Raw genomic sequence first — 23,385 nt, 5'->3', positions numbered from 1 at the left:
CCTCCGGGCCCACCCACCCACATGTGTAAACCCCTCTCGGACATGCCCACATCCAGGGTGGGCTGTTTCGACACCTCCCCCCCGTGAGTCCGTTTGCCTTCCATCCGACTCCACTTGAACTTGACCACTCGTCCAACAATCATTATTTGAACGAGCGTCCAAGAACGCGCGGGCCCCTCGGGTCTCGCGAGGAGCAGGCATGGGGCGACCCAAGACTTTCGACGAGGACGCGGTGCTGGACCGCGCCATCGAGCAATTCTGGACGACCGGCTACCACGCCGTGTCGGTCCGAGACCTCGAGACGGGAACAGGTGTCCTGAAGGGCAGCCTCTACGCAGCCTTCGGTGACAAGCGCGCGCTGTTCCTCGCCTCGCTGCGCCGCTACGCGGACCAGAGCGCCGTGCAGATTCGAGAGCTGCTGTCCCATGGTGCCGACCCTCGCGCCGGCCTGGAGCACTACCTGCGCGTGCGGGGCAAGGGCTGCACGGGGCCAGGACGGACGCGTGGCTGCCTGCTCGCCAACACCGCGGCGGAGGTCGCGCCGCATGACCCCGAGGTTCGTGCCGTGGTCGGACAATCCTTCGCCAAGCTCGCCGCCGCGCTGGTGCCCGCCATCCTGGACGCCCAGGAGCAGGGACTCCTCAGTCGACGGCATGACGCGCGGGAGCTGGCCGCGCACCTCGTCGTGCTCGTGCAGGGGATGAGCGTGGTGGGCAAGACGGAGCCCGACTCCGCCCTTGTCCGCTCCTCCCTCCGCTTCGCCCTGTCGCTGCTGGAAAACGATTCCCCGGAGAAGTCCCGATGACCCACACCCTGTCTCGCATCCTCGTCGACCCGCGCACCGCGGACCGCTCTCTCTCCACCGGCCTGCTCGTGCTGCGGGTCCTCACCGGTGGACTCATGGCCCTGCATGGCGCGGGGAAGATGGTGACGCCCTTCACGTGGATGGGCGAAGGCGCGCCCGTGCCCGGCGTGCTCCAGTTCCTCGGCGCCGCCGCCGAGTTCTTCGGGGGCCTGGCATGGATGGTGGGAGTCGCGACACCGCTGGCCACGCTCGGCGTCGCCGTGACGATGCTCGTGGGCATCGTCATCGCGCACATTCCCTTCGGTGACCCGTTCATCCGGCTCAGCGTGATGGGACTCACCACGGGCCCTGGTGAGCCGTTCGGCGGACTGCCCACCTGGCTCGTCCGCGCGGGAGGACGCAGCGCGGGAGGCTCCGGCTCCTCGGAGCTGGCGACGCTGTACATCGCCGTCTCCGTGCTGCTGCTCACCGCCGGGCCCGGGCGCTTCTCGCTCGATGCGCTGCTGTCCCGAAAGCTCGCGGCTCGCGCCACCGCGTGAAACACCCTGCGGGGTACGCTGCGGGCTCCGCGCGTTGGACGAATGTACAAGCGCGATGACTCACAACCGATAGGTTTCCCAAGCCACGTGCGACCGCCGTGCGATGCACCGTTACGGTGTCTCCACCTCCAACTCCAAGGCGGACATGCGCGCACGACAATCCTGGCTGTGGCTCACGACGTTCTTCCTGGTCTCCAGCACCCTCTCCGCTTGTGGCACTGACGCCCCCTCCATGCCTTCGCCCGAGCCCTCGCTGGAGTCCAGCGAGGCACCGCTGCTCGGCACCGTGACATGTCTGCTCGGAACGACGACCATCTCCTTCTCACCGCCCCTCACCAACACCCCACAGGACACGACTGTCTCAGGCGTCGGCGGCCTCACCAACTGCATCTCCCTGCTGACCAGCCCCGTGACGTCCGGCACCACGAACTTCCCCGCCGTGCTCCGACCGGGCCTCGCCTGTGATGACCTGCTCGGCATTCGCGGGGCTACGGTGAACATCGTCTGGAACACCGGTGAGACGTCTCAACTCTCGCTCACCCAGGTCATCATCAGCGGAGGTTCCACCGTCAAGGAGACAGCCCAGATTGGCACGGTCGTCTCCGGCAAGTACGCGGGAGCCACGGCCGTGCGCACCCTGACCTTCGTCACCGCCGACCTGGAGAATGCCTGCGCCTCCCCTGAGGGGCTTCCTCAGTACACGGCCCTCCAGACGCTGGCGCTGACCCTCATCCCCTGACTCGCGAGCAGCACACCGGCTCCGGGGGCCACACACGTCCCCGGGGCCGTCACGCTCTAGTGCCCCACATCAGCGGGGCGCCGCTCCCGCATCCGTGCCGCCATCCGTCCACCAGGAGGGCACCGGCTGGAGCGGCTTGCCCCACGTCGTATCGCCCACCGGGATACCGGCGTCCGGGGACGCGCCCGAATCAGGCTCCGTTCCCGCATCCGGCGACAACGGCTCCTGCGCTCCGTCGAAGCGACGTCGGAGGATGCGCCCATCCATTCCAATGGCGTACGCGGCGCCACCATCCAACATCCGGGGCTCCGCTCCGCACGCGGAGGGGTTCGCGGAGATGCTCACGAAGAACACGTCCCCCTGTCGGAGCACGCGATAGAGGTACGACTCCTGCCGGTTCCAGCACGAGCGCCCGCGTGACTCCAACGGCAGGAGGTCCTCGGCGGCAATCGAGAGCGCGCCCAGCATCGCGCCATCCAGGACATAGGCCTGTCCCTCCGCACCCAGGGAGATGGCGTCCTGTCCCAGCGCCTCCGGGAACTGGATGGACGGGTCCTCCGGCGGATTCGCGGTGCGCGCGCCCGCATGCCGGACGCAGCTCGACAGGAGCACCAGCAGCGGAAGGAGCAGATGTTTCATGGTGTATTGCTCCTTTCGCACGGCGCGCTTCGTTTCTGGACCGAGAACGTTCGTGTATCAGCGTCCGACCAGCGCACCGAGCCCGTCTGTTCGCACTGCCAGTTCGCCCCACTGCGAGACCACTTCAACAACTGCCCGGTCAGCGGGATGTACTGGTGGAAGCCGTCACACGAAGGCTCCGCTGCGTTCCGGGAGAAGAAGGCGACGACGGAGAGCCGCAAGCGCCCATCCTTCGTCTCGCTCTCGAAGCCATGCGCGAGCCCCTCCGAGACAATGAACCGGATGTCGTTCTCCGTCAGGCTGCTGCCATAGGGATGGTTGTGCAGGGCGTAGATGTATCGGATGGCGTCGGGCGGATAGCGGGGGTCATCCACCCAGGAGGGGAGCAGACAGCTCTTGCTCCGCTGCAACGGGTCGACTCGCGACTGGTCCGTCAGCTTGCTCACGACGTATTGCTGGTCCGGCGTGTAATACATCCAGGCGCAGTACTCACTGGAGACACGCCACCGGATATCGAAGTCCTGGTGGTCCCGAGCCCCCGCGCTCGAGTGGGGCTTCGTGAGAATCTTCCGGCAGGCCGCGAGCAGGGCGCTGGAGGGCGAGCTGAACGGCCCCAGCATCGGCCCCGGCAGCTTGTCCAGGAACGGCGCCCCCGGCGCGGGACGCACGATGTCGGGGTCAGCCACTTGCGGCGACGAGCACCCGCACACCCCCAGGGCGGCGATGGCCAGCGCGACCCCTGGCCCTTGCGCGTTCACCCACATCTTCCACGGCCTCCCCAGGTGCCCACCGACGGTGCTCGGGCAATCTAGGAAGGACTACGTCTATCTTCAAGACAAAGCCGACAAACCGCGAATAGACGGAAAGCACGGGAGCGTTCGCGGGTGGCCTTTTCCGGCCGGAGCGGTCTCGGGCTCCAGGGACACCTTCGCCCCCGGAGCCCGAGTCACATCACCCGACGCTCAGTCGCACTCGTGCGTGTGCGTGTGCGCGGTGGCCTTGGGGCTCCAGCCCTCGTTGCCGTCCTTCTCGAAGTAGAACTTCGCGCGCTGCCGCTGCCGCGTCCCCACCTCGTTGAGCGTGGCCGCGTCGAACAGCCGGCCGTTCACCATGGTGAAGCGCACCGAGCGGCTGTTCATCAGGTCCTCCAGCGGGTTCTTGTCCAGCACGATGAGGTCCGCGAGCTTGCCCTCCTCCAGCGAGCCCAATTCCCCATCCATGCCCAGGTAGCGCGCTCCGCCCAGGCTCCCCGCGCGCAGCGCCTGCAGGGGCTTCATCCCGCCCTGACCGAACATCGACAGCTCCCAGTGCGCCGCCAGGCCCTCGCGCTGACCATGCGCGCCCAACTGCACGTTGACGCCCGCGTCGTTCAGCTCGCGCGCCGTCCTCGCCGCGTCCACGTGGTTGAGTTCGTCATCCGGCACCATCGTCCGCCGACGGCTGCGCGAGTCCACCACCCGGCGCGGCACGAAGGACAACAGCCGCTCGTCCTGCCAGACGTTCGTCTTCTGGTACCAGTAGTTCTCGCCCCAGTTGCCGCCGTACGCCACGCCGAGCGTCGGCGTGTAGCCCGTGCCGCTCTTGCCCCAGAGCTGCTTCACGTCCGCGTAGATGCGCGCCACCGGAATCGCGTGCTCCACGCCCGTGTGCCCATCCACCACCATCGTCAGGTTGTGCTGGAGCAGCGAGCCGCCCTCCGGCACCACCAGCATGTTCAGCTCCCGCGCCGCCTGGAGCACCTTCTGCCGCTGGTCTCTCCGAGGCTGGTTGTAGCTCTTCACGCTGAAGGCCCCCATCGCCTTCATCCGCCGCAGGTGCGAGCGCGCGTCGTCCAGCGTTTCAATCGGCGTGCGGTACCCCACCCCCGCCGCGCCATACAGAATCGTGCCCGTGGAGAAGATGCGCGGAGAGATGAGCGCTCCGGCCCGGCCCAGCTCACTGGCCGCGAAGACCTCCTCCGAGGAGTTCGACGGGTCGTGCAGCGTCGTCACCCCGAAGGCCAGCGACGCCGCCTGCACCCAGCTCTGCTCGGGCATCAGGCCTTCCACGCCCATGGACCCGTGCCAGTGCACATCCACCAGCCCCGGCATCAGCGTCTTGCCCTTCACGTCCACGACCTTCGCGCCCGAGGGCACCTGCACCTTGCCCACCGGCCCCACCGCGATGATGCGGTTGCCGCGCACCACCACCACGCCCTGCTCGATGACCTCGTCACCCTTCATGGTGATGACCCGGCCACCCACCAGCGCCAGCGTGCCCTCCGGCGCGTCCGCCTTCACCTGGAAGGACAGGTCCACGCCCTTCTCCGGCACCGCGGGCAGCTTCTCCGGCGCGCCATCCACGAAGGAGAAGGACTGCTTCAGCGCCCGGGTGAACAGCTCCGGCCCCAGCGCCCAGTGCAGGCTCTTGCTGTCGCCGGACCAGTGCAGGTACTCACCCGCGTCGCGGCTCACCTTCGCCACGGGCAGCGCCTTCGCCTCGGGCCCCACCGTCGCCGCCTTGGCGCCCTTCGGGAAGGGCGTGACGAAGGCGTTGAAGTTCTCCCGGAACGCCACCCACCGCTCATCCGGCGACACGCGCAACTCCGTCGCCTCCGCGCTCGTCACGTGCGTGCGCTCCTCGCCGCCATCCAGGCCCACGCTCTTCAGCGAGCGCACGTCCTCCTTCTCCTTGTGCTCCACATGCAGGAAGTACACGCGGTCCGAGCGCGCCCCGAAGTGCGGCTGCTCGCCATCCCGCGCCAGCCTGCGCGGCGTGCCACCCGACGCGGGCTGCACGAAGAGGCCCGTCTCCCGGCTCCACTGCCCCGGCATCAGGTAGCCATCTCCCGTGGCGCGGTACACCAGGGACTTGCCATCCGGGCTCAGTGACGGCTCCACGTAGTAGCCCGGCTTCGACGTCACCACCTTGCCCTCGCCGCCCGTCGCGGACACCACGCGGATGGCGCCCAGCTTCTCGTCATCCCACGTCGTGTAGACGATGGAGCGCCCGTCGCGAGAGAACGACGGATAGAACTCCAGGTGGTCCTCCTGCTTCGTCAGCCGCTTCGGCGCGCCGCCCGGCAGCTCCTTCACGTAGAGCTTGCCCAGCGTCTGGTACACCACGCGGTCTCCCTTCGGAGACACCTGCACCCAGCGCAGCATCTTCGTGGCGAAGCGCTCCGGCGCGACGGCTTGCGGCGAGCGCACCGCCTCGAAAATCGTCCGCGTGCCCTTCACGTGGAAGGGGATGGGCGTCAGCTTCTTCGTCGCCACATCCAGGCGCTGCAGCTTGCCGCCCGCCCAGAAGACAATCGCCTTGTCGTCCCGCGTCCACGCCAGCGTCGGGTACACGCCGTGGATGGCCCACGTCTCCTGCATGTCCCTGTCCAGCCCGTCGTACAGCGGGCGCTCCGCGCCGGAGGCCACGTCCGTGACGTAGAGCACCGACTTCGTCCGCACGCGGCGGATGAACGCCAGCTGCTTGCCATCCCGCGACGGCGTCGGACGGATGGAGCCACCCGGCCCGGAGACGAACGGGTCAATCTCCTTCGTCTCCACATCCAACCGCTGGATGGCGTAAATCTCGCCGTTGGGGTCCTTGTTGTATTCGAACGTCTTGCCCGGCGTGACGTCCTGGCTGAAGTAGACGTAGCGGCCGTCGGGAGAGAACACCGGCTCGCCCAGGTCCTTCTGCTCGTTGGCGCGCTCGGTGAGCTGCACGCCCTCGCCGCCGGAGCGGTGATACATCCACACCTCACCCGCGCCCAGCGAGCGCCGCGAGGTGAAGTGCTTGCGAGCGATGAGGAACTGTCCGTCCGGGCTCCACGCGGGGCTGTTGAGCAGGCGGAACTTCTCCTGCGTCACCGGCTTCGCGTCCGAGCCATCCCGCTTCATCACCCAGATATTGTCGCCGCCACCCCGGTCGCTGGTGAAGGCGATGGACTTGCCGTCCGGGCTGAAGCGCGGCTGCATGTCCCACGCGACGCCGGAGGTGAGCGCGCGCGCCTCGCCGCCCGCCAGCGGCAACACGTAGATGTCACCCAGGAGGTCGAAGACGAGCTCGTCCCCGCTCGGGCTCACATCCACGTTCATCCACGTTCCCTCGGTGACGTCGATGTCCACCTGCCTCGCGGGGAAGCCGGGAGCGTCCACCTTCCAGGCGTCCTTCTCCTTGTCCTCCTTCGGGCCTGCCTCGGCGGCGGGCGCGTTGGGGTCCACCTCCACGGCGCGGCCGGCTTCGCGCGCGGCCTCGTCCTTCTTCTGGGGAGCAGGCAGCGGGTCCTGCCGAGCGGAGGGAGGGGTCGCCGCGGGCTGCGCGGCGAAGAGCGTGCCCGGTACCAGCAGGGCGACGCAGAGGGCGGAGGTCAGTCGTTTCACCGGAGGTCCTCGTGATGGGGGACTGCGCGAGACACGGCCGTGCGGGGCGGGGAGACTACCCGGCCCGGGGCAGACAGGCTCGACGAGCGTGAACAGGGGACCGGGCAGCCCTCTTCCTGAGCGGCCGACAAAGGCTCGACGCGAAACGTCACGCGCCATCCGGACCTGATTCTGTTATCCGCTCCCCATGTCGGACTTCACCCTTCCCGAAGACAAGGCCGAGCGGATGGAACGCGCCGCCCTGTTCTACTCGGACATCGTCCCCCACAACCACGCGCTGGGCCTGAAGCTCCTGGACATCGGCCCCGCCGAGGCCACCGTCGAGCTGCCCTACGCGGACTTCCTCGTCGGCAACCCGGAGACGGGCGTCATCGCCGGCGGCGCCGTCACGACGCTCATCGACGCGGCCTGCGGCTCCGCCGTCATCCTCAAGCTGGGTCGCATCCAGCCGCTCGTCACGTTGGATTTGCGCATCGACTACCTGCGCCCCGCCCGCCCCCACGTCTCCCTCATCGCCGTGGCCGAGTGCTATCGCAGCACGCGACAGATTGCCTTCGTCCGCGCGCTCGTACACCAGGGTGACAAGAGCAACCCAGTGGCCTCCGCGCAGGGCACCTTCATGCGGCTGGAGGAATGACGTGAGTGACGCCAAGTCCCCCTCCGCCCTCGCCGAGCTGGTGCACCACGTGCGCAAGACGCGCGAGTACGGCCAGCTCACCGACGCCATCCCCTACACGCGCTTCATGGGCATCGGCGTGGAGAACCTGGCCGGGGAGATGCTCTGCCGGATGCGCTACACGCCCAAGCTCATCGGCAACAGCTTCATCCCCGCGCTGCACGGCGGCACGCTGGGCGCGCTCCTGGAGTCCTCCGCCATCTTCGAGCTGCTGCTCCAGACGGAGACGCCGCGCGTGCCCAAGGTCATCTCCATCACCGTGGACTTCCTGCGCTCGGGCAAGGCGCAGGACACCTTCGCGCGCGCCTTCATCACCCGCCAGGGCCGCCGCGTGGCCAACGTTCGCGTCGAGGCCTGGCAGGACGACCGCACCCGCCCCATCGCCAGCGCGCACGCCCTGTTCCTGCTCGCGGAGCCCTGAGGCTCGGGGCCCTCCCGGGGACGGAGCCCCTGTCCGCTCCCCCGGTGTTCCCTGGCCACCGGCGCTTCCCCGTCGCCACCTTGCCTCCTGGAGTTCCACTCTCGGGAGGCTGGCGATGATGCGATGGCACGGTTGGATGCTCGTGGGTTCGCTGGTGCTGGGTGGCACCGCGGGGGCGCAGGACAACCAGGACGCGAAGGCGTCGGACACACCGACGACGCAGAACAATGGCACCGGTGACAGCCAGGGCATGATTCGCATGGGCGAGGCGGACGCCATCGACCATGGAGAAGACATCCAGAAGGACCCGAGCGCCTGGCCGGGCACGGGCGGCTCCGGTCAGCCCGACGCGCAGGCCGCGAAGTGGATGCGCGAGGGCCTGCTGCCCATCCCCACCGAGGAGAAGGCCTTCCTGGAGGAGCTGCACCACGCGAACCAGATGGAAGTCCAGATGGGGAAGCTCGCGCAGAAGAACGGCAGGTCCCAGGGAGTGAAGGACTTTGGCGCCCGCATGGAGCGCGAGCACGGACAGGCCGATGAGAACCTGCTCGCGTTCGCGAAGACGAAGAAGCTCCAGTTGGGAGAGCCGAAGGCGGACTCGTCGCTCGCCAAGGCGATGCAGGGCGCGGAGCACGCGACGATGGAGAAGCTCCAGGCGCTCCAGGGCCCCGCGTTCGACCGCGCGTTCCTGGCGGCCATGGTGGGCGACCATGACGTGGTCATCGCCAAGGTGATGGCCGGACAACAGCAGTTCGTCGACAACACCGCGCTGAAGGGGATGCTCGACAACCTGCTGCCCCAGCTCCAGCAACACCGCCAGAGCGCATACCGCCTGCTGGGCCAGGAGACGCCGCGTCAGGCGCGACAGGCTCCGCGCGGCGGACGCTGACCGCACCACGGGCTCGAAGACCGCGAACGGACGACGTGTCACCGGGCCGCGCTTCCGTTCGCGGGCCACCGCCGCACCGAGGCTTCGACGGCGTGAGTCCCCTCCTCTCCCGCGCGCCGCGTCCGAGGCGAACGCAGCCGCGTTCCTTCGCTACGCCGCGCGTCGGGTGAGGCCCCCGGACCTTGGACAGCAAGCCTCTTCCGCGCGCACGGGCACGGTGGGTGCAACTCCCGGCGCCAGCCTTGCTCCCTCCTGGCGTCCCGGAGAACCCATGACCCAAGCCTCGCGCCCCAACATCCTCCTGCTGACGGTGGACCAGCTGATGTTCCCCCGGTTCGCCTATGGCCCGGAGGGAGGCTTCCTTCCCGGCATCAAGGACATCCTCGGCTTCATCGACGAGGGCGGTGAGGACAATCCCTACCGGAAGTACTTCCCCGGCTTCACCGCGCTGCGGAAGAACGCCGCTGTCTTCCGCAACCACACCATCGCGACCTCGGCCTGCATCCCCAGCCGCGCCGCCATCTACACGGGCCAGTACGGCACGCGCACCGGCGTCACGCAGACGGATGGCCTGTTCAAGAGCGGCGACGCGGCAGCGTTCCCCTGGCTGGAGCCCGATGGGATTCCCACCATCGGCCACTGGTTCCAGAAGGCCGGCTACCACACGCACTACTTCGGCAAGTGGCACGTCAGCAATCCACCGGACCACTCGCTGAAGCAGTACGGCTTCGATGACTGGGAGCTGTCGTATCCGGAGCCGCACGGCTCCTCCGTCAACAACCTGGGCACCTTCCGCGACATCGGCTTCGCGGACCTGGCCTGCACCTTCCTGCGCAGGATGGCGCTGGGTCAGCCCTACAACCGCGCGCTCGCCCAGCAGTCCTATACGGCCCCGCTCGGCGAAGCGCCCTCCACCGAGCCGCAGCCGTGGCTCGCCGTCGCGTCCTTCACCAACCCCCACGACATCGCGACGTATCCCATCCTGCCCCGGCAGTTGGACTCCGAATCGCGCCCGCTGGGCCCGCTGCACGTGCCGACACAGACGGCGCGCTCCGTGACTCCCGTCTCGGGGAGCCTCTCCTTCTTCCTCAACCCCCAGGACTTTCCGCAGGAGAACGCGCACCTGCCTCCCAACGTGCACGACTCGCTCGTCAACAAGCCGAGCTGTCAGCGCGACTACGCATACAAGATGGGCCTGGCGCTCGCGGCCAAGACGGGGCTCGTCCTGCATCAGGCGAACGAGAACATCGACCCCGTCGCCGTCACCCTCAACTCGGGCATCCCCTTCCAGCTCACGGCCGCTCCGGACGTGTCCACGCTGCGCTTCAACCAGTACTACACGTGGCTCATCCACGTGGTGGACGCGCACATCGCCCAGGTGCTGCGGACGCTGGATGAAAGCGGCCTGCGCGAGAACACCCTCGTGATGTTCCTCTCCGACCACGGCGAGTACGCCGGCTCGCACGGCTACATGATGGAGAAGTGGCACACCGCCTATCAGGAGGCGCTGCACGTGCCCCTCGTCGTCCAGTTCCCCGTGGAGAAGGACGTCGCTCCGGAGACGCGGCAGATTGAAGCGCTCAGCAGCCACGTGGACGTGCTGCCCACGCTCCTGGGGCTCGCGGGCATCGAAGGCGCCGCCCTCGACGCGATTCGCACCGACCTGCGCCTCCACCGCCCGGTGCCTCCTTTCGTCGGCGCGGACTTGAGCCCGCTGGCGCGCGGAGAGACCGACACCGTGACGGAGCCCGACGGCACGCCTCGCGCCGGAGTGCTCTTCATCACCGACGACGAGATTACGGAGACGCTGCCGCACACCGGCGACCCGCACCAGGCACACGACGATGCGCTGTTCGCCGTGTTCACACGCTCCGTCGACGCCCTGCGCGAAGGCACCACGAAGGCGGGCAAGGTGCCGGACCTCAAGCCCGGCGCGGTGTGCCAGCCCAACCACGTCCGGTGCGTACGCACGCCGCGCTGGAAGCTCGCGCGGACGTGGGACCCGTCGGGCGAGCACGCCGACCAGTGGGAGCTCTACGACCTCCAGAGCGACCCGCTGGAGCTGGAGAACCTGCTCGTGTTCGACGGGGCGTTCCCCACGGTCATCTCGACGCTGCCCAAGGGACTCGGCCACGCCGAGGTCGAAGCCGCGGCGCGCGCGACGCACGCCCTGCTCGGGAAGTACGAGACGCAGATGCTGTCCCCGTGGCCCGCGTAGCTTCCGCGAAGGCTGTGACGATGCGGCCCGACGGTGTTCCCGTCGGGCCCGTGTCCACCGCGTCGTGGTCTTGAAGGCGTGGGTCAGGGGCTCGTGACGGACACGGTGTAGAGGCCCCGCTTCCCATCGCGGGTCCAGACCAGCAGGTGGGTGGCGCCGGAGGAGAGCGGCGTGAGCAGCAACCCGTTTTCCACGGACTGGATTTCGACGAGGTCCGAGCGCCCGATGGCGACGCGACTGAGTCCGGGCAGCTCCAGCTTGCGCGCTTCCCCAAGCAGCATCGGGAAGAAGACGTTGCCGCTGGCCTTCCGCGCGGACTCCACCTCCGACAGGAAGGCCTCGCTCTCTTTCGGAGCGAACTCCGGCTGGAGCCACGCCCGCGCCCACGTGCCCGCTCCGAGGAGCACCACCAGCACGAGCGCCATGACTCCCAGCCACTTCTTGCTCACGGGCGAGGGGCCGGAGAGCGCCTGGAGCAAGGCCTCCATCGAGGGGTGGCGTGCCTCCGGTTCACTCGCGAGCCCTCGCGCCAGCGCGGCCCGCACGTGCGCCGGCAACCTGGGGCCCTTCTTGCCGCGAGCCTCGACGGAAGTCCGCTTCGACGACCTGTCGGGACGCTCGCCGTGGAGGGCTTCGTAGAGCGCGACACAGAAGCTGTACTGGTCACTTCGCGCGTCCACGGCCCTGCCCTGGCGCTGCTCGGGTGACATGTACGCGGGCGTGCCCGGCGTGGTGCCCTCTCGCGTGAGCGCGGTCTCCTCCTGGTCCGTCGCGAGCGACAGCGTCGTCGTGGAGACCTCGGCGGCGGCGCGTGCATCGCTCTCTTCGCGCCGCCATCGACGGGCGAGACCGAAGTCCGTCACACGAGGACGTCCATCCCTGCCCACCAGCACGTTGGCCGGCTTGAAGTCGCGGTGGACCAGTCCCTGTTGATGCGCGGCAACCAGCCCCGCTCCGGCCGCGAGGAACAACTTCAGCACGTCACGCCAGGGACGTTCCCGCTCGCGCAGCCAGCCCGCGAGCGTCGTTCCCTCCACCCACTCCATCGCCAGGTAGTCCCGTCCATCCACCGAGCCCAGCTCGAAGACAGGCAGCACGTTGGGATGGGACAGGCGCGCCATCGCCTGCGCCTCTCGCGACAGGCGCACCCGATTCTCACCCTCGATTCCCTCGCGGAGGGGACGCAGCAGCTTCACCGCGACCCTTCGCTCCAACCTCGGGTCCTCCGCCGCGTACACCACGCCCATGCCTCCCACGCCCAGCAGCTCACGCAGGACATAGGGCCCCAGTCGCGTCCCTTCGAGCAGGAGTTCTCCCGCGACGCCCGGCTTCTCCCCTTCCGGGGATGGCACCCTCGAGTCCAGCCGCGTGGGCCCCTGGGACAGCCCGCCTGGATTCGGCGCGGAGGATTCTGCCGCCACCGCGGCGACCAGGGCTCGACAGTCCTCGCAGACGTCCAGGTGCGCGGCCATCGCCGGAACATCCCCCGGAGGCAACACGCCACTCGCGAAGCCGGCGAGCGCGTTCTCATCCGGACACGCCGGGGACGCGGAAGTGGGCAGCGGGCTCATGTGCGTGCGTCGCAACTTCACCACCTCGCCCCCCGAGAAGGAAGGAGAGAGGGGCCCGGCAAGGACTCGGGCCCTCCTCCCCATGCGCCACGACACACCCTCCTCGCGGCCTACTTCTCCTTCGCGGCGCCGTCCGTCACGACGATGGAATACTCCAGCCGCTCGCCGCTCTTCTTCCACACCAGCAGCTTCGTGGTGCCCGCCTCCCTGCCGGTGACCTCAAGCTGCCCCTTGCCCAGCGTCTTCACTTCCGCCGTATTGACGTCTCCCAGCGCCACCCGCGTCAGGTCCTTCAAGTCGAGCACGCGCTGCTCGCCCGGCTTGAGCTCGATGCGCTCTTCCGCCGCCGCGCTCGTGCCCACCAGCGCCAGCGCCAGCAACGTGAATCCCACCAGTCCGTTCCGCATGAGGTGTGTCCTTCCTTGAGTGAACCGAGGCGCGTTTGCCCCGCCTTCATTCCGGTGACACCGCTCCCCGTGGCGTGTTGCACGCGGACCGCGAAAAAAGTGGAGAGGGCCTCTGGGCCTATCCGGGCCCGGGCTCGCCGCGCAGCAACCCCGACAGGCTCATGTCGAGCTGGCTGCGCACCGCGTGCATCAGACTGTGCAGCTCGCCCGACGACAACTGGAGGCGCTCCGCGAGCCGCTCCCGCACGCCCACCAGCACCGTCTGCCTCGCTTGCGACATCCAGCGCGACACCGTGGACTTGTGCGCCCGGTACATGACGCCAATGGACTCCAGGCTCACCCCGTCCACGACGTGCAGCCGCAGCACGGTGCGCTCCCGGGCGGACAGGGTCGCCAGCGCTCCCGAGAGGGCGTCACGGAAGTCCTGCTGGTGACGTCGGCGGAGGTAGTCCAGCTCGATGTCCCGGCCGGCCTCGCCCACCCGCTCGAACATCGTCCCGTCCCCGTCCTCCTCCGCGCGCGCACGCCGGCCCTCCGCGCGCTGGAGGTTGAGCGCCATCCGCACCGCCGCCGCGCGCAGCCAGGCCGCCAGCGGACCTCCTCCCTGGTACTCGGCGATTCTCGGTTCGGCGCCGTCCTGGGCGGGGACCAGGAGTCGCTGACGCAGTTGCTGGAGCACTTCCTTCGCGTCCACGCCGCCACCCCGCACCCGGGAGATGGCACTGGCCACCTTGGGGAAGAAGTGCCGCTCCAGGGCCGCGTGGGCCGCGGGCAGTCCTCGCGCGCAGGCACAGGCCAGATAGAGGTCCGACACGGGCACGGCGGCGAGCGTGTCCGCAGGCTCCTGGCCCGGCACGAGCCGCTGGGCGACATGGCGGAGGAAGTCCTCTTCGGGAAGCACCACGTCCGGCCACGCGTGTCGTCCGGTGGACACCCACGACTCCAGCAGGGTCTCCAATCCGGGCACCTCCGCGCAGCGACGGGCGGCGGGTGGCAGGTGCTGGACGAAGAGGTGCGAGCGGCTGTGCTGCTTCGACATGCACACCTCGGAATGGGCCACCGCCGGTACACACCGGGCTTTCATTGTTACAGCGCGGGGCGCCTTTTCTACAGGCTCTCCCTTAGGTCGCGAGCCTCGATGCGCGTCCCGCCTCGCCCTGGAGTCTCCGGTGGATGCTCGCTCGAAGACGGGCTTTCGCGCCATGAGCCAGTGTCTCCGGTGGACAGTGGACCGTTCGAGCGTGCGCGGGCGCCGCGGCATGCCGCCTGCTTTCCCCCGCAGGGCATCCGTTCCGGAGGACAGGACGATGAGCGAGCGCGCACAGGCCCAGTTGAGAGCGTTGAAGGAAGCCGCGCAGTTGTTGTTCGTCCAGGAGCGGTACGCCGAATGCGCGGAGGTCCATTCGCGCATCCTTCGGATGGTGCCCAAGGACCCGAACGCGCGGGTGCGTCACGCGGAAATCTGTCGCCGCACGGGGGACCGGCAGGCCGCCATCGCGTCGTATCGCATGGCGGCGGAGCTGTTGCTCGCGCAGGGCTGTGAGGCGCGGGCCCGCGCGTCGCTTCGCGCGGCGCTGGAGTTGGACCCGAGGGACCCGGTGCTCCTGTCGGACTTTACTCGCATGGGACAGGCATCGCTGCCGCCCTCGACGGCGCTGGAGGATGAGCGGCTCTACAGTCACGCGGCGGGGCTCGTCACGGTGAGCGAGGCCCCGGTGACGGTGGCTCCGCGCACCCCGGACGCGCGTGTGAAGACACCGCCTCCTCCGCCGCCTCCGTTCGTGCTGCGAGCGGCGGAAGAGACTCGAGTGTCGGGGCCGCTGCCCTCGGCTCCGGCCATTGCGCCGGTGAAGGTGAAGCCACCTGGGCCCGCGACTCGGGCACCCGTGCCCTCCGCACCGACGATGCCGAGCTCGTTTCCGCCGCGCGGTGCGGTCGCGCCACGACAGGTGGAGGCGCCGCGTGAAATCGCCGTGCCCGTGGTGCGCGGGACGCTCGTCGCGGCACGGGACACCACGGCTCCGCGGACAGGCGTGCTCCCGACTCCCTCTCAGGCACCACGCGCCACTACAATCGCGCCCCTGTCTCCCGCGCAGGCATCAACGGCCACTATGCGCGCGGCCGTGTCTCCCACGCAGGCACCTCACGCCACCGCAAGCACGTCTCTGTCTCCCGCTCAGGCACCACGCGCCACTACGATCGCGCCCCTGTCTCCCGCGCAGACACTGCATGCCACCGCGAGCGCACCTCGGCCTCCTGCCCAGGCACCACGCACCACTACGATCGCGCCCATGTCCCCCGCGCAGGCAGCAACTGCCACCATGAGCGCAGCCGTGTCTCCGGCTCAGGCACCACGCACCACTACAATCGCGTCCCTGTCTCCCGCGCAGGCAGCAACTGCCACCATGAGCGCAGCCGTGTCTCCGGCTCAGGCACCACGCGCCACTACAATCGCGCCCCTGTCTCCCGCTCAGACACTGCACGCCACCGGCAGCGTGCCCCTGTCTCTCGCCCAGGCACCACGCACCACTGCAAGCGCGTCCCTCTCTCCCGCGCAGGCACCTCACGCCACCGCGAGCGCACTCCGGTCTCCCGCCCAGGCACTGCACGCCACCGCGAGCCCGCCCTTGTCTCGCGCGACAGTGCTGCACACCACCGCGAGCGCGTCCATGTCTCCCGCCCAGGCGCTACACACCACCGTGAGCGCGTCGGCTCCCGTGCCGCGCGAGACACCCAAGGTCGAGGTGAGCGCGAGTCTCTGGACCACCGGTGGCCCCGTGACGGTGACGCCCGTGGCAACCTATCGGCCCGAGCTTCGATGGCTGAGCCCCAACAGCGTGGCGATGAGAGTCTCGCCTCAGTCCCACTGGGTCATCATCCGCGCCGAGGGACCGCTGTCGTTGAGCCGCGCGGAGTCCCTCCCGTTGCCCCCTCGAGACGTGGCATCACACCCCCGCGACGAACCCATCGCGGACGGCACTCCGCTCATCGCGCACTGACACGGACACCGCCAACCCGCGCAGCACGAACGGGTTCGGCGACCTCTCCTGGCAACCGACCTGCCCTCGCGCTCGCGACTCCACGGTGCGCCCGTCCCAGCAGTGAATCCTGGCGCTGAAGCTTGCCCCTCGCGGTCCCCGCCGACCACGATGCACGTCACCGCCATGACGCCCCTCACCCTTCGCGAGACGCTCGCCTTCGTCGCTCCCGCCCTCTCCACGCGGCGCCGTGTCCTGGAAGTCGGCTGCGGTGACGGCTCCCTCGCGGGCCAGCTCGCCGCCCAGGCCCATGACGTCGTCGCCATCGACACTCGCCTGCGCGACACGCCACGCTCACCGCGCGTCCGCTTCGAGGAAACAGACCTGCTGCGCTTCACCTCCGAGCAGCCCTTCGACGCCGTCGTCGCGGTGACCGTCCTCCACCACCTCACTCCGCTCGACGCGAGTGTGGCGCGGCTGCGCGAGCTGCTCGTCCCCGGAGGTGTGCTCGTCGTGGATGACTTCGACCTGGCCGCGCCGGACGAGGCCACCGCGCGCTGGTACTACGACACCCAGGACCTGTTGGCCGTCGCCGGACGCTTTCCCGCCGAGGCCGTCCACGGCGCCCCCTCCGAACCACCCCTGGAGCGCTGGCACCACGAGCATGAGCACCACGACGAGCCACTCCACACCGGAGCCGCGATGCTCACCGCGCTCCGCGACGGAGGCTTCGAGGTCTCCCAGGTGGCTCGCGGACCCTATCTGTTCCGTTATCTGGCGAGAGGCGCCATCGAGGCCCACGACAACACCGTCTCCGGTGAGCGCGTGGCCGAGCACCTGCTCACCGTCGAGCAACGTCGTCTGGACGAGCACTCGCTCCAGCCCGTGGGCCTGCGCATCCTCGCCCATCGTCGCTGACACGCGTCTGGCGGAGCGCCTCCACGACACGGAGGCGCATCCAGCCTTCACACCAGGACTTGCGCGGCGCTCGCGACTACATCGGCACGGACTTCTTCGGGTCGAAGCGCTTCTTCTCGTGCGTCGCCGGAGGCTGCACGGCCTTCTCCTGCTCCGTCGTCTTCGCCGGCTCCGACTCGCGGCTCTCCAGCACCGGAGCCTCCGCCTTCTCCTCCGACACCTGCGCCTTCACCGGCGCCTCGCAGTGCTCACCCTTCCGGTTGGGATGGCAGTGCCGAATCCCATACACGTGGTGACAACCGCACGCATCGACGCGCTTCTTCGCGCAGATGGACGGATTGAACACCGGCCCCGCCAACGTATCCGCCGGCACCGCCTGCAACGCCACCGCCAGGAACATCCCACCGAGGAAACCCATCGCCCACCCCCTGCCTGGATGGATGATGGATGGGCCTGGGGCCGGAATGCGGCAAGTCCTCCGCCGATCCAATTCCCGCGCTTCGCACGCGAGCCGACTTTCGGTCGACTGTCCGCGTGTGCGATGCGGGCCTCGGGGCCACCACGAGGATGCGTTGCCGACGTCGAGACGGCAACAGCACCCGCCCTTCTTCATCGTCCCAAGGTCCGGGGCAGCCGCCACCCACGCACCGCGTCGAGCCCTGGCGCCCTCCCCCGTTCTCCGAGGGAAAACCCCGGAAATTCGCTCGCTTTCCCGCCCGCTCTCCCAGCATCCTCGGAGGCTCGGACAAACCCGGGCGCCCGGGTCAGCTTCTTTCGGACGCTCCCGTCCCTCGCGCGTGTTCACCCCTGTCCAGGGGCGTCAGGGGAGTCAAAGCCATGAGTTGGAAGCAGCGTTTGGAAAAGGCCGCCGAAGGCCATTACGTCCTGCCGAAGACCAAGACCATGAAGGTCGACGCGGACCTGTTCCTCTCCGACAAGCTCCTGTGGGGAGAAGGCCCCGACTTTCCCGGCATGGAGGACGCCGTCTTCGACCAGGTGGTCAACGCCGCGTCCTTCCCCGGCGTCACCCGCGTCGCCGTCACCCCTGACTGTCACGTGGGCTACGGCGTCCCCATCGGCACCGTGGTGGAGACCGACGGCATCCTCCTGCCCACCGCCGCCGGCTACGACATCGGCTGCGGCATGGTGCAGCTCCAGACCTCCCTCAACGCGGAGGACGTCGCGGACCCGGCGAAGCGCCGCCAGTGGATTGAGCAGGTCACCCGCCGCATCGCCGTGGGCGTGGGCGCCAGTCGCGTGCAAGCGCAGCGCAAGGTGTCCGACCGAGCCTTCGCGGAAGTCGTCCGCCACGGCGCCAAGGCCCTGGGCCGAGGCTCCGCCATCACCGAGCGCGACTTCATCCCCGTGGAAGACGACCGGGTGGACATCCCCGACCGGGCCTACGAGAAGCGCGGCCAGTTGGGCAGCCTGGGCGGTGGCAACCACTTCACCGAGATGCAGGTGGATGAAGAGGGCCGCGTCTGGGTGATGCTCCATACCGGCAGCCGGGGCTTCGGGTGGAACATCGCCAAGACGTTCTTCGTCAAGGGCGCCGCCCAGTTGGGCCTGAAGAGCCGCAGCGAGGACTTCGTCTGGCTCGACGCCGACAGCCCGATGGGCCGCGAGTATTGGAACCTGCACAACATGGCGGCCAACTTCGCCGTGGCCAACCGGCTCATCATCGGCGAGGCCGTGTGCGCCGCGCTGGAGGATGTCTTCGGCGGCACCGCGAGCGTCTATTACGAAATCTCCCACAACCTCATCCAGAAGGAGGCCGGGAAGTTCGTCGCCCGCAAGGGCGCCACGCGCGCGTTCCCCGCGGGCCACCCCGCGCTCAAGCGCACCACGTGGGAGGACACCGGCCACCCCATCCTGATTCCAGGCTCCATGGAGACCGGCAGCGCCATCCTCTTCGCCGAAGAGGGCGCGTCCAAGTCCATCTACTCGGTGAACCACGGCTCCGGCCGGCGCCTGTCCCGAGGCGAGGCCCGGCGCGTGCTGGACCAGGGCGCCACCGACGCGCGCATGGCGGAGTCCGGCATCATCCTCAACACCCGCCAGACGCCGCTCGACGAGTCCGGCCCCTGCTACAAGAACCTGGACGACGTGCTGGAGACGGTGGAGATGGCGGGGCTCGCCCGAGTCGCCCGGCGCCTCAAGCCCGTCGCCTGCATCAAGGGCGCGGATTGACCCACACGCGAGGGGCGCGTGGACTTCCCAGGGAGCCTGCTACAGTGCCGGCCCTCTGGAGTCCCAAGAATGACCTCGCCGTCCCCTGCCGCCCGCGTCCCCCCGTCGGGCCCCCGTGAGGCCGAGCTGGCTCGCGCCGAGAGCGAGCTGTCCGCCCAGGAGTCCCGCCTCGCGGAGCAGGTGACGCGCGCCCTCGCCGACGCCGCCGCCCTCACCTCCCGACTCGACGGCGTGCGCGCCGCGCTGGCCCGTGCCCACCAGGAACCCGACGCCGACCCGCAGGTGGGCGAGCAGGCGGCCAGGCTCCAGGCCGCTCGCGTGCCGTCCCTGGACGTGGAGGCCGCGCGCGCGAAGGCGCTGGAGGCGCGCGCGAAGGCGCTGGAGGCGCGCAAGCGGATGGGGACGGAGGTGCAGGCCGCGCTGCGCATCCAGCAGGAGCAGACCGCGCAGGTGTCACGCGCCGTGGCGGACGCGGAGGCCGCGCTGAAGCAGCAGGTGGAGGCCAGCGCCGCGCGGACCCGGGCCCGACAGGAGGCCGCCACGCGCGCGCAGCAGGAGGCCGCTCGCGTGCGTCAGGCGGAGCTGGCGCAGGCCGCCGCCACGGTGAAGTCCCAGGGACTGGCGCTGCCCTCCCCTCCGGCGCGGGGAGCGGCGAGCGCGGACGGACAGGAGGCCCGACGCAACGGGCGCGTGCGGATGCACACGTCCATCGACATGCGCAGCGACTCCAACTTCTTCACCGGCTTCTCGATGGACATCAGCGAGGGCGGCGTCTTCATCGCCACGGTGGACGCGGTGCCTCGCGGCACGCAGGTGGAGCTGGACTTCACGCTGCCGGGTGGCCGGCCCATGAAGGTGACGGGCGTGGTGCGCTGGGTGCGCGAGTCCAATCCCCGCATGCCGGAGCTGATGCCCGGGGTGGGCGTGCAGTTCACCGGACTGCCGCACGAGGTGGCCTCCGTCATCTCCTCGTTCGTCATCACGCGGGACCCGATGTTCTATCCAGACTGAGTCAGGCCTCACCCTTCGTCGGGTAGTCGACCCAACCTCGCGCGAGGTGTCCATGAGCGGCGGTGTCTGGATGGAAAGACAGACATCCGTCGCGGGCCTCGTGCATGGTGGCTTCAAGACTCCGCGTCCTGATAGGAGAGACCCCGGAATGAGCGCACCCCCCCGAAGCCCCAGCTCCAGTTGCGCGCGCCCGCCCCGCTGGGACTCCCGCCGCCGCGTCGAGACCGACACCGCGGAGGCGGAAACGAATGAAGTGAGCACACACATGGCATCGCCGAGCGTGGACAAGGTCAATCTTGCCCAGAAGCTGACCCTGTTCTCCGAGCACTGGTCCCCCAAAGTGGTGGGTGAGCTGAACGGACAACACGTCCGGCTGGCGAAGCTGATGGGCCCCTTCACCTGGCACCACCACGAGCACGAGGACGAGCTGTTCCTGGTCATCCACGGCCGGCTGCGCATGGAGCTGCGCGAGCGCACCGTGGAGGTGGAGCCCGGCGAGTTCATCATCATCCCCCGGGGCGTGGAGCACCGGCCCGTCGCGGAGGAGGAGGTCCATGTCCTCCTCTTCGAGCCGGCCACCACCCTCAACACCGGCAACGTCCGCGAGGAGCGCACCGCGGACACGATGGAGAAGCTCTAGCCTAGGTCGCCCCGGGCGGCGCCGGCTCCAGGGCGTCTTCCTCCAGCTCCGCGCCCAGCTCCATCAATGGCAGCTCCACCGTGAAGGTGGAGCCCTCGCCCGGCGTGCTGTCCACGTGGACGGAGCCCGCGTGCGCGTCCACCAGTTGCCGGACGATGTAGAGCCCCAGTCCGAAGCCCGCGTGGCGGCCCGCGGAGGGCACCCGCTCGAAGCGGTCGAAGATGCGCCGCTGCGACTCCAGGGCGATGCCCTCGCCGAAGTCGCGCACCACCAGTCGCGCCCGCGCCAGCCCCGCGCGCTCCACCCGCACCACCACCGGATGTCCCGCGCCGAACTTCAGCGCGTTGGACACCAGGTTCGTCACCACGCGGTCCAATCGCAGCCGGTCCCACTGGCCCACCAGCCCCAGCTCCGCGTCGAAGACAAACTTGCTGCCCACCTCCGCGGCGTGCGCGGCGAAGCGCTCCACCACCTCGTGCGCCAGGTCCGCCAGGTCCACCGGCGCCACGTCCAGCACCAGCCGCCCCGAGGACAGCCGCGACAAGTCCAGCAGGTTGAGCAGCAATTGCCCCAGCCGCTGCGTCTGCTTCAGCGCCGTGCCCAGGCCGTCACGCACCTTCTCCCGCTCCACCGACTGGTCCGTGCGCAGCAGCCTGCGCAAGAGCAACTGGAGCGTATTGAGTGGATTGCCCAGGTCATGCGCCGCCACGCCGATGAGCTCCACCGCCTCGCGCGCCTCGCGCAAGAGCCGCGCGTTGTCCAGCGCCAGCGCCGCGCGCCCGGCCAGCTCCTCCATGAAGACCTGGTCCGACAGCGTCAGCCGCCGCTCCGGCAGGGACATCAGCAGCACCAGCACCCCCTGCGTCCGCTCTCCGGCGCGCAGCGGCACCGCCAGGTACGAGCGCACGCCCACCTGCTCCATCAGCCTCAAGTGCTCCGCGTCCTGCGCTCCCTGCGTCAGCATCTCCGGCGACACGTCCGGCACCCACTGGGAGCGCCCCGTGCGCACCACCTGCCAGAGGCCCTGGGGGACATCCGGCGGAGGTTGGTAGCGCCGCACCGCCTCCCACAGCGAGGGCTCCTTCTGCGCCACCACGTGCTTCACCGCCCGGGGCCGCAGCTGGCCGGACGGGGTCAGCATGTACAGCAGACAGACATCCGCCACCTCCGGCACCATCATCCGCGCCAGCTCCGCCACCATCAGGTCCGGGTCCAGGTACTGCTGGAAGACGCGGCCGGCCTCCGCGAACAGCCGCTGCGTGCGCTCGGCGCGCTGCCGCTCGGTGATGTCGCGCGTCACCGCCGCGTAGCCCCGCACCTCGCCGTCGTCGTCGAGCAGCGTGTTGATGAGGGCCTCCGCGAAGAAGTGCGTGCCGTCCTTGCGCGTGCGCCACCCCTCCGTGCGCAACCGCCCGTCCCTCCGCGCGCGCGCCAAATCTTTCTCCGGCAGCCCCAGCGCCACCTCGTCCGGGGGGTAGAAGCGGTCCACCGACTCGCCCACGACCTCCGCCGCCTGATAGCCGGTGATGCGCGTGGCGCCCGGGTTCCAGCTCGCCACCCTGCCCCGCTCGTCCAAGAGCAGCAGCGCGTAGTCCTGCACCCCCTCGACGAGCAGTTGGAAGCGCTTCGTGCTGGCCTCGGCCTCCGCCCGCAAGGGACGCAGCCGCCGCAACAACACCCACGCCAGCACCCCGGCCAGGGCCAGGCCCAGGCTCGCCGCCACCAGGGTGAGCACCAGCACCCGCTCGTCCACCTCCACCGCCGCCTGGATGCCCAGCGCGAGCCGCTCCTCCACGCTCGCGGAGAGCTGCTGGAGCGATTCATAGGCGCGCAGGCGCGTATCCCCCACCCGCTCCTCGAAGAGGGCCTCCAGCCGAGCGCGGGGCACCTGGCTGGCATGCGCCACCACCAGCTCCCGCACGGCCTGCTCATGCTCCTGCTCCGCGCGCATCGCGGACTCCAGGAGCGACGCCGAGGGCTCCGTGCCCAGCCGGGGCTTCAGCCGCTCATAGGTGGCGATGAAGCGCTCGCGCGACGCCACCATCTCCTCGGCGAAGAGCGCGTCACCCGACAGCGCATAGCCCCGCTCGCTGGACACCTTGTCGCTGAAGGCCCGGCGCAGGCGCTCCACCTCGAGCAGGTCCATGGACAACTCGAGCAGGCTCGCCTTGTGACTGGAGCGCACCGACAGCAGCGTCACCGCCGACGTCACCGCCAGCGCCAGCGCCACGAGCAGGGACGCGATGAAGCCAGCGCCGACGCGCTGTGAGAACGTCCACGGCCGCCCCACGCCGCCCCCCTCCGGACATCAGCCTCCAGCCCGAACCTCACCCAGCCCACAAGGTGGCGCTGCCGGCCATGAGCCCACACCCCCGCCCATGGGACG

The 23,385-nt window shown here is 69.5% G+C and carries 20 protein-coding genes; 12 read left to right on the top strand and 8 right to left on the bottom strand.

Annotated elements, in window-relative coordinates:
• Positions 1–199: 199 nt before the first annotated feature.
• The 3 genes from FJV41_RS08390 (at position 200) to FJV41_RS08380 (ending at position 2,083) form a co-directional block, all read left to right on the top strand.
• Positions 200–805 carry a TetR/AcrR family transcriptional regulator gene (locus tag FJV41_RS08390; protein WP_141641901.1) on the top strand — a complete coding sequence of 202 codons (606 nt, stop codon included), beginning with the start codon at positions 200–202 and terminating at the stop codon, positions 803–805.
• Positions 802–1,344, top strand: a complete 543-nt coding sequence (locus tag FJV41_RS08385; protein WP_141641900.1) for a DoxX family protein — start codon at positions 802–804, stop codon at positions 1,342–1,344. Before FJV41_RS08390 ends, FJV41_RS08385 begins: the two co-directional genes overlap by 4 nt.
• A 145-nt stretch (positions 1,345–1,489) precedes the next feature.
• Positions 1,490–2,083, top strand: coding sequence for a hypothetical protein (locus FJV41_RS08380; RefSeq protein WP_181790485.1), 594 nt, complete (start codon positions 1,490–1,492; stop codon positions 2,081–2,083).
• Positions 2,084–2,152: 69 nt separating this feature from the next.
• Here FJV41_RS08380 and FJV41_RS08375 read toward each other — a convergent pair whose 3' ends face one another.
• From FJV41_RS08375 to FJV41_RS08365, 3 genes are all read right to left on the bottom strand, one after another.
• On the bottom strand, positions 2,153–2,722 hold the full coding sequence (locus FJV41_RS08375; protein ID WP_141641898.1) for a hypothetical protein: 570 nt from the start codon (positions 2,720–2,722) through the stop codon (positions 2,153–2,155).
• Complete coding sequence (locus FJV41_RS08370; protein WP_246137087.1) at positions 2,719–3,480, bottom strand: hypothetical protein; 762 nt, start codon at positions 3,478–3,480, stop codon at positions 2,719–2,721. The genes FJV41_RS08375 and FJV41_RS08370 overlap by 4 nt, the downstream gene beginning before the upstream one ends.
• A 204-nt stretch (positions 3,481–3,684) precedes the next feature.
• Positions 3,685–7,080, bottom strand: coding sequence for an amidohydrolase family protein (locus FJV41_RS08365; RefSeq protein ID WP_141641896.1), 3,396 nt, complete (start codon positions 7,078–7,080; stop codon positions 3,685–3,687).
• Positions 7,081–7,267: 187 nt separating this feature from the next.
• Here FJV41_RS08365 and FJV41_RS08360 point away from each other — a divergent pair, with 187 nt between their 5' ends.
• From FJV41_RS08360 to FJV41_RS08345, 4 genes are all read left to right on the top strand, one after another.
• Positions 7,268–7,717, top strand: a complete 450-nt coding sequence (locus tag FJV41_RS08360; protein WP_141641895.1) for a PaaI family thioesterase — start codon at positions 7,268–7,270, stop codon at positions 7,715–7,717.
• A gap of 1 nt (position 7,718) precedes the next feature.
• On the top strand, positions 7,719–8,177 hold the full coding sequence (locus tag FJV41_RS08355; RefSeq protein WP_141641894.1) for a PaaI family thioesterase: 459 nt from the start codon (positions 7,719–7,721) through the stop codon (positions 8,175–8,177).
• Between the two features lie 115 nt (positions 8,178–8,292).
• Complete coding sequence (locus FJV41_RS08350) at positions 8,293–9,066, top strand: DUF4142 domain-containing protein (RefSeq protein ID WP_141641893.1); 774 nt, start codon at positions 8,293–8,295, stop codon at positions 9,064–9,066.
• 271 nt (positions 9,067–9,337) lie between these two features.
• Positions 9,338–11,284, top strand: coding sequence for a sulfatase-like hydrolase/transferase (locus FJV41_RS08345; RefSeq protein ID WP_141641892.1), 1,947 nt, complete (start codon positions 9,338–9,340; stop codon positions 11,282–11,284).
• Between the two features lie 83 nt (positions 11,285–11,367).
• Here FJV41_RS08345 and FJV41_RS08340 read toward each other — a convergent pair whose 3' ends face one another.
• The 3 genes from FJV41_RS08340 to FJV41_RS08330 all read right to left on the bottom strand — a co-directional run bounded on the left by FJV41_RS08340 (position 11,368) and on the right by FJV41_RS08330 (position 14,301).
• Entirely contained in the window at positions 11,368–12,855 is a 1,488-nt protein-coding gene (locus FJV41_RS08340; RefSeq protein WP_141641891.1) for a protein kinase domain-containing protein, read from the bottom strand.
• Between the two features lie 110 nt (positions 12,856–12,965).
• Positions 12,966–13,262 (bottom strand): pilus assembly protein N-terminal domain-containing protein, encoded by a 297-nt coding sequence (locus FJV41_RS08335; RefSeq protein ID WP_141641890.1) that lies wholly within the window; start codon positions 13,260–13,262, stop codon positions 12,966–12,968.
• 118 nt (positions 13,263–13,380) lie between these two features.
• The gene (locus FJV41_RS08330) at positions 13,381–14,301 is read right to left on the bottom strand and encodes a sigma-70 family RNA polymerase sigma factor (RefSeq protein WP_141641889.1); all 921 of its coding nucleotides are present in this window, start codon (positions 14,299–14,301) and stop codon (positions 13,381–13,383) included.
• A 268-nt stretch (positions 14,302–14,569) separates the two neighbouring features.
• Between FJV41_RS08330 and FJV41_RS08325 the strand changes: the two genes are divergently transcribed.
• Positions 14,570–16,261, top strand: coding sequence for a tetratricopeptide repeat protein (locus tag FJV41_RS08325; protein ID WP_141641888.1), 1,692 nt, complete (start codon positions 14,570–14,572; stop codon positions 16,259–16,261).
• Positions 16,262–16,426: 165 nt separating this feature from the next.
• Positions 16,427–17,158, top strand: a complete 732-nt coding sequence (locus FJV41_RS08320; RefSeq protein ID WP_181790482.1) for a class I SAM-dependent methyltransferase — start codon at positions 16,427–16,429, stop codon at positions 17,156–17,158.
• Between the two features lie 76 nt (positions 17,159–17,234).
• Here the strand turns inward: FJV41_RS08320 and FJV41_RS08315 are convergent, their stop codons facing one another.
• Positions 17,235–17,576 (bottom strand): hypothetical protein, encoded by a 342-nt coding sequence (locus tag FJV41_RS08315; RefSeq protein ID WP_141641886.1) that lies wholly within the window; start codon positions 17,574–17,576, stop codon positions 17,235–17,237.
• 419 nt (positions 17,577–17,995) lie between these two features.
• Here FJV41_RS08315 and FJV41_RS08310 point away from each other — a divergent pair, with 419 nt between their 5' ends.
• The 3 genes from FJV41_RS08310 to FJV41_RS08300 all read left to right on the top strand — a co-directional run bounded on the left by FJV41_RS08310 (position 17,996) and on the right by FJV41_RS08300 (position 20,999).
• A complete protein-coding gene (locus tag FJV41_RS08310; protein ID WP_141641885.1) occupies positions 17,996–19,348 on the top strand; it encodes an RtcB family protein in 1,353 nt (450 codons plus the stop codon).
• A 69-nt stretch (positions 19,349–19,417) separates the two neighbouring features.
• Positions 19,418–20,359, top strand: coding sequence for a TIGR02266 family protein (locus FJV41_RS08305; protein ID WP_141641884.1), 942 nt, complete (start codon positions 19,418–19,420; stop codon positions 20,357–20,359).
• Between the two features lie 265 nt (positions 20,360–20,624).
• Positions 20,625–20,999, top strand: a complete 375-nt coding sequence (locus FJV41_RS08300; protein ID WP_246137086.1) for a cupin domain-containing protein — start codon at positions 20,625–20,627, stop codon at positions 20,997–20,999.
• Position 21,000: 1 nt separating this feature from the next.
• Here the strand turns inward: FJV41_RS08300 and FJV41_RS08295 are convergent, their stop codons facing one another.
• On the bottom strand, positions 21,001–23,289 hold the full coding sequence (locus FJV41_RS08295; RefSeq protein ID WP_141641882.1) for a sensor histidine kinase: 2,289 nt from the start codon (positions 23,287–23,289) through the stop codon (positions 21,001–21,003).
• Positions 23,290–23,385 lie beyond the last annotated feature (96 nt).

Source organism: Myxococcus llanfairpwllgwyngyllgogerychwyrndrobwllllantysiliogogogochensis, from assembly GCF_006636215.1.
Lineage (GTDB): Bacteria > Myxococcota > Myxococcia > Myxococcales > Myxococcaceae > Myxococcus > Myxococcus llanfairpwllgwyngyllgogerychwyrndrobwllllantysiliogogogochensis.
Note: the sequence above shows the minus strand (reverse complement) of the source record. Positions and strands in the feature narration are given on the sequence as shown.

Bases quoted from the DNA above. Each gene is read 5' to 3' on its own strand.
- FJV41_RS08390 (WP_141641901.1), top strand. From the start codon at position 200: ATGGGGCGACCCAAGACTTTCGACGAGGACGCGGTGCTGGACCGCGCC.
- FJV41_RS08385 (WP_141641900.1), top strand. From the start codon at position 802: ATGACCCACACCCTGTCTCGCATCCTCGTCGACCCGCGCACCGCGGAC.
- FJV41_RS08380 (WP_181790485.1), top strand. From the start codon at position 1,490: ATGCGCGCACGACAATCCTGGCTGTGGCTCACGACGTTCTTCCTGGTC.
- FJV41_RS08375 (WP_141641898.1), bottom strand. From the start codon at position 2,722: ATGAAACATCTGCTCCTTCCGCTGCTGGTGCTCCTGTCGAGCTGCGTC.
- FJV41_RS08360 (WP_141641895.1), top strand. From the start codon at position 7,268: ATGTCGGACTTCACCCTTCCCGAAGACAAGGCCGAGCGGATGGAACGC.
- FJV41_RS08350 (WP_141641893.1), top strand. From the start codon at position 8,293: ATGATGCGATGGCACGGTTGGATGCTCGTGGGTTCGCTGGTGCTGGGT.
- FJV41_RS08345 (WP_141641892.1), top strand. From the start codon at position 9,338: ATGACCCAAGCCTCGCGCCCCAACATCCTCCTGCTGACGGTGGACCAG.
- FJV41_RS08340 (WP_141641891.1), bottom strand. From the start codon at position 12,855: ATGAGCCCGCTGCCCACTTCCGCGTCCCCGGCGTGTCCGGATGAGAAC.
- FJV41_RS08335 (WP_141641890.1), bottom strand. From the start codon at position 13,262: ATGCGGAACGGACTGGTGGGATTCACGTTGCTGGCGCTGGCGCTGGTG.
- FJV41_RS08330 (WP_141641889.1), bottom strand. From the start codon at position 14,301: ATGTCGAAGCAGCACAGCCGCTCGCACCTCTTCGTCCAGCACCTGCCA.
- FJV41_RS08325 (WP_141641888.1), top strand. From the start codon at position 14,570: ATGAGCGAGCGCGCACAGGCCCAGTTGAGAGCGTTGAAGGAAGCCGCG.
- FJV41_RS08320 (WP_181790482.1), top strand. From the start codon at position 16,427: ATGACGCCCCTCACCCTTCGCGAGACGCTCGCCTTCGTCGCTCCCGCC.
- FJV41_RS08315 (WP_141641886.1), bottom strand. From the start codon at position 17,576: ATGGGTTTCCTCGGTGGGATGTTCCTGGCGGTGGCGTTGCAGGCGGTG.
- FJV41_RS08310 (WP_141641885.1), top strand. From the start codon at position 17,996: ATGAGTTGGAAGCAGCGTTTGGAAAAGGCCGCCGAAGGCCATTACGTC.
- FJV41_RS08305 (WP_141641884.1), top strand. From the start codon at position 19,418: ATGACCTCGCCGTCCCCTGCCGCCCGCGTCCCCCCGTCGGGCCCCCGT.
- FJV41_RS08300 (WP_246137086.1), top strand. From the start codon at position 20,625: ATGGCATCGCCGAGCGTGGACAAGGTCAATCTTGCCCAGAAGCTGACC.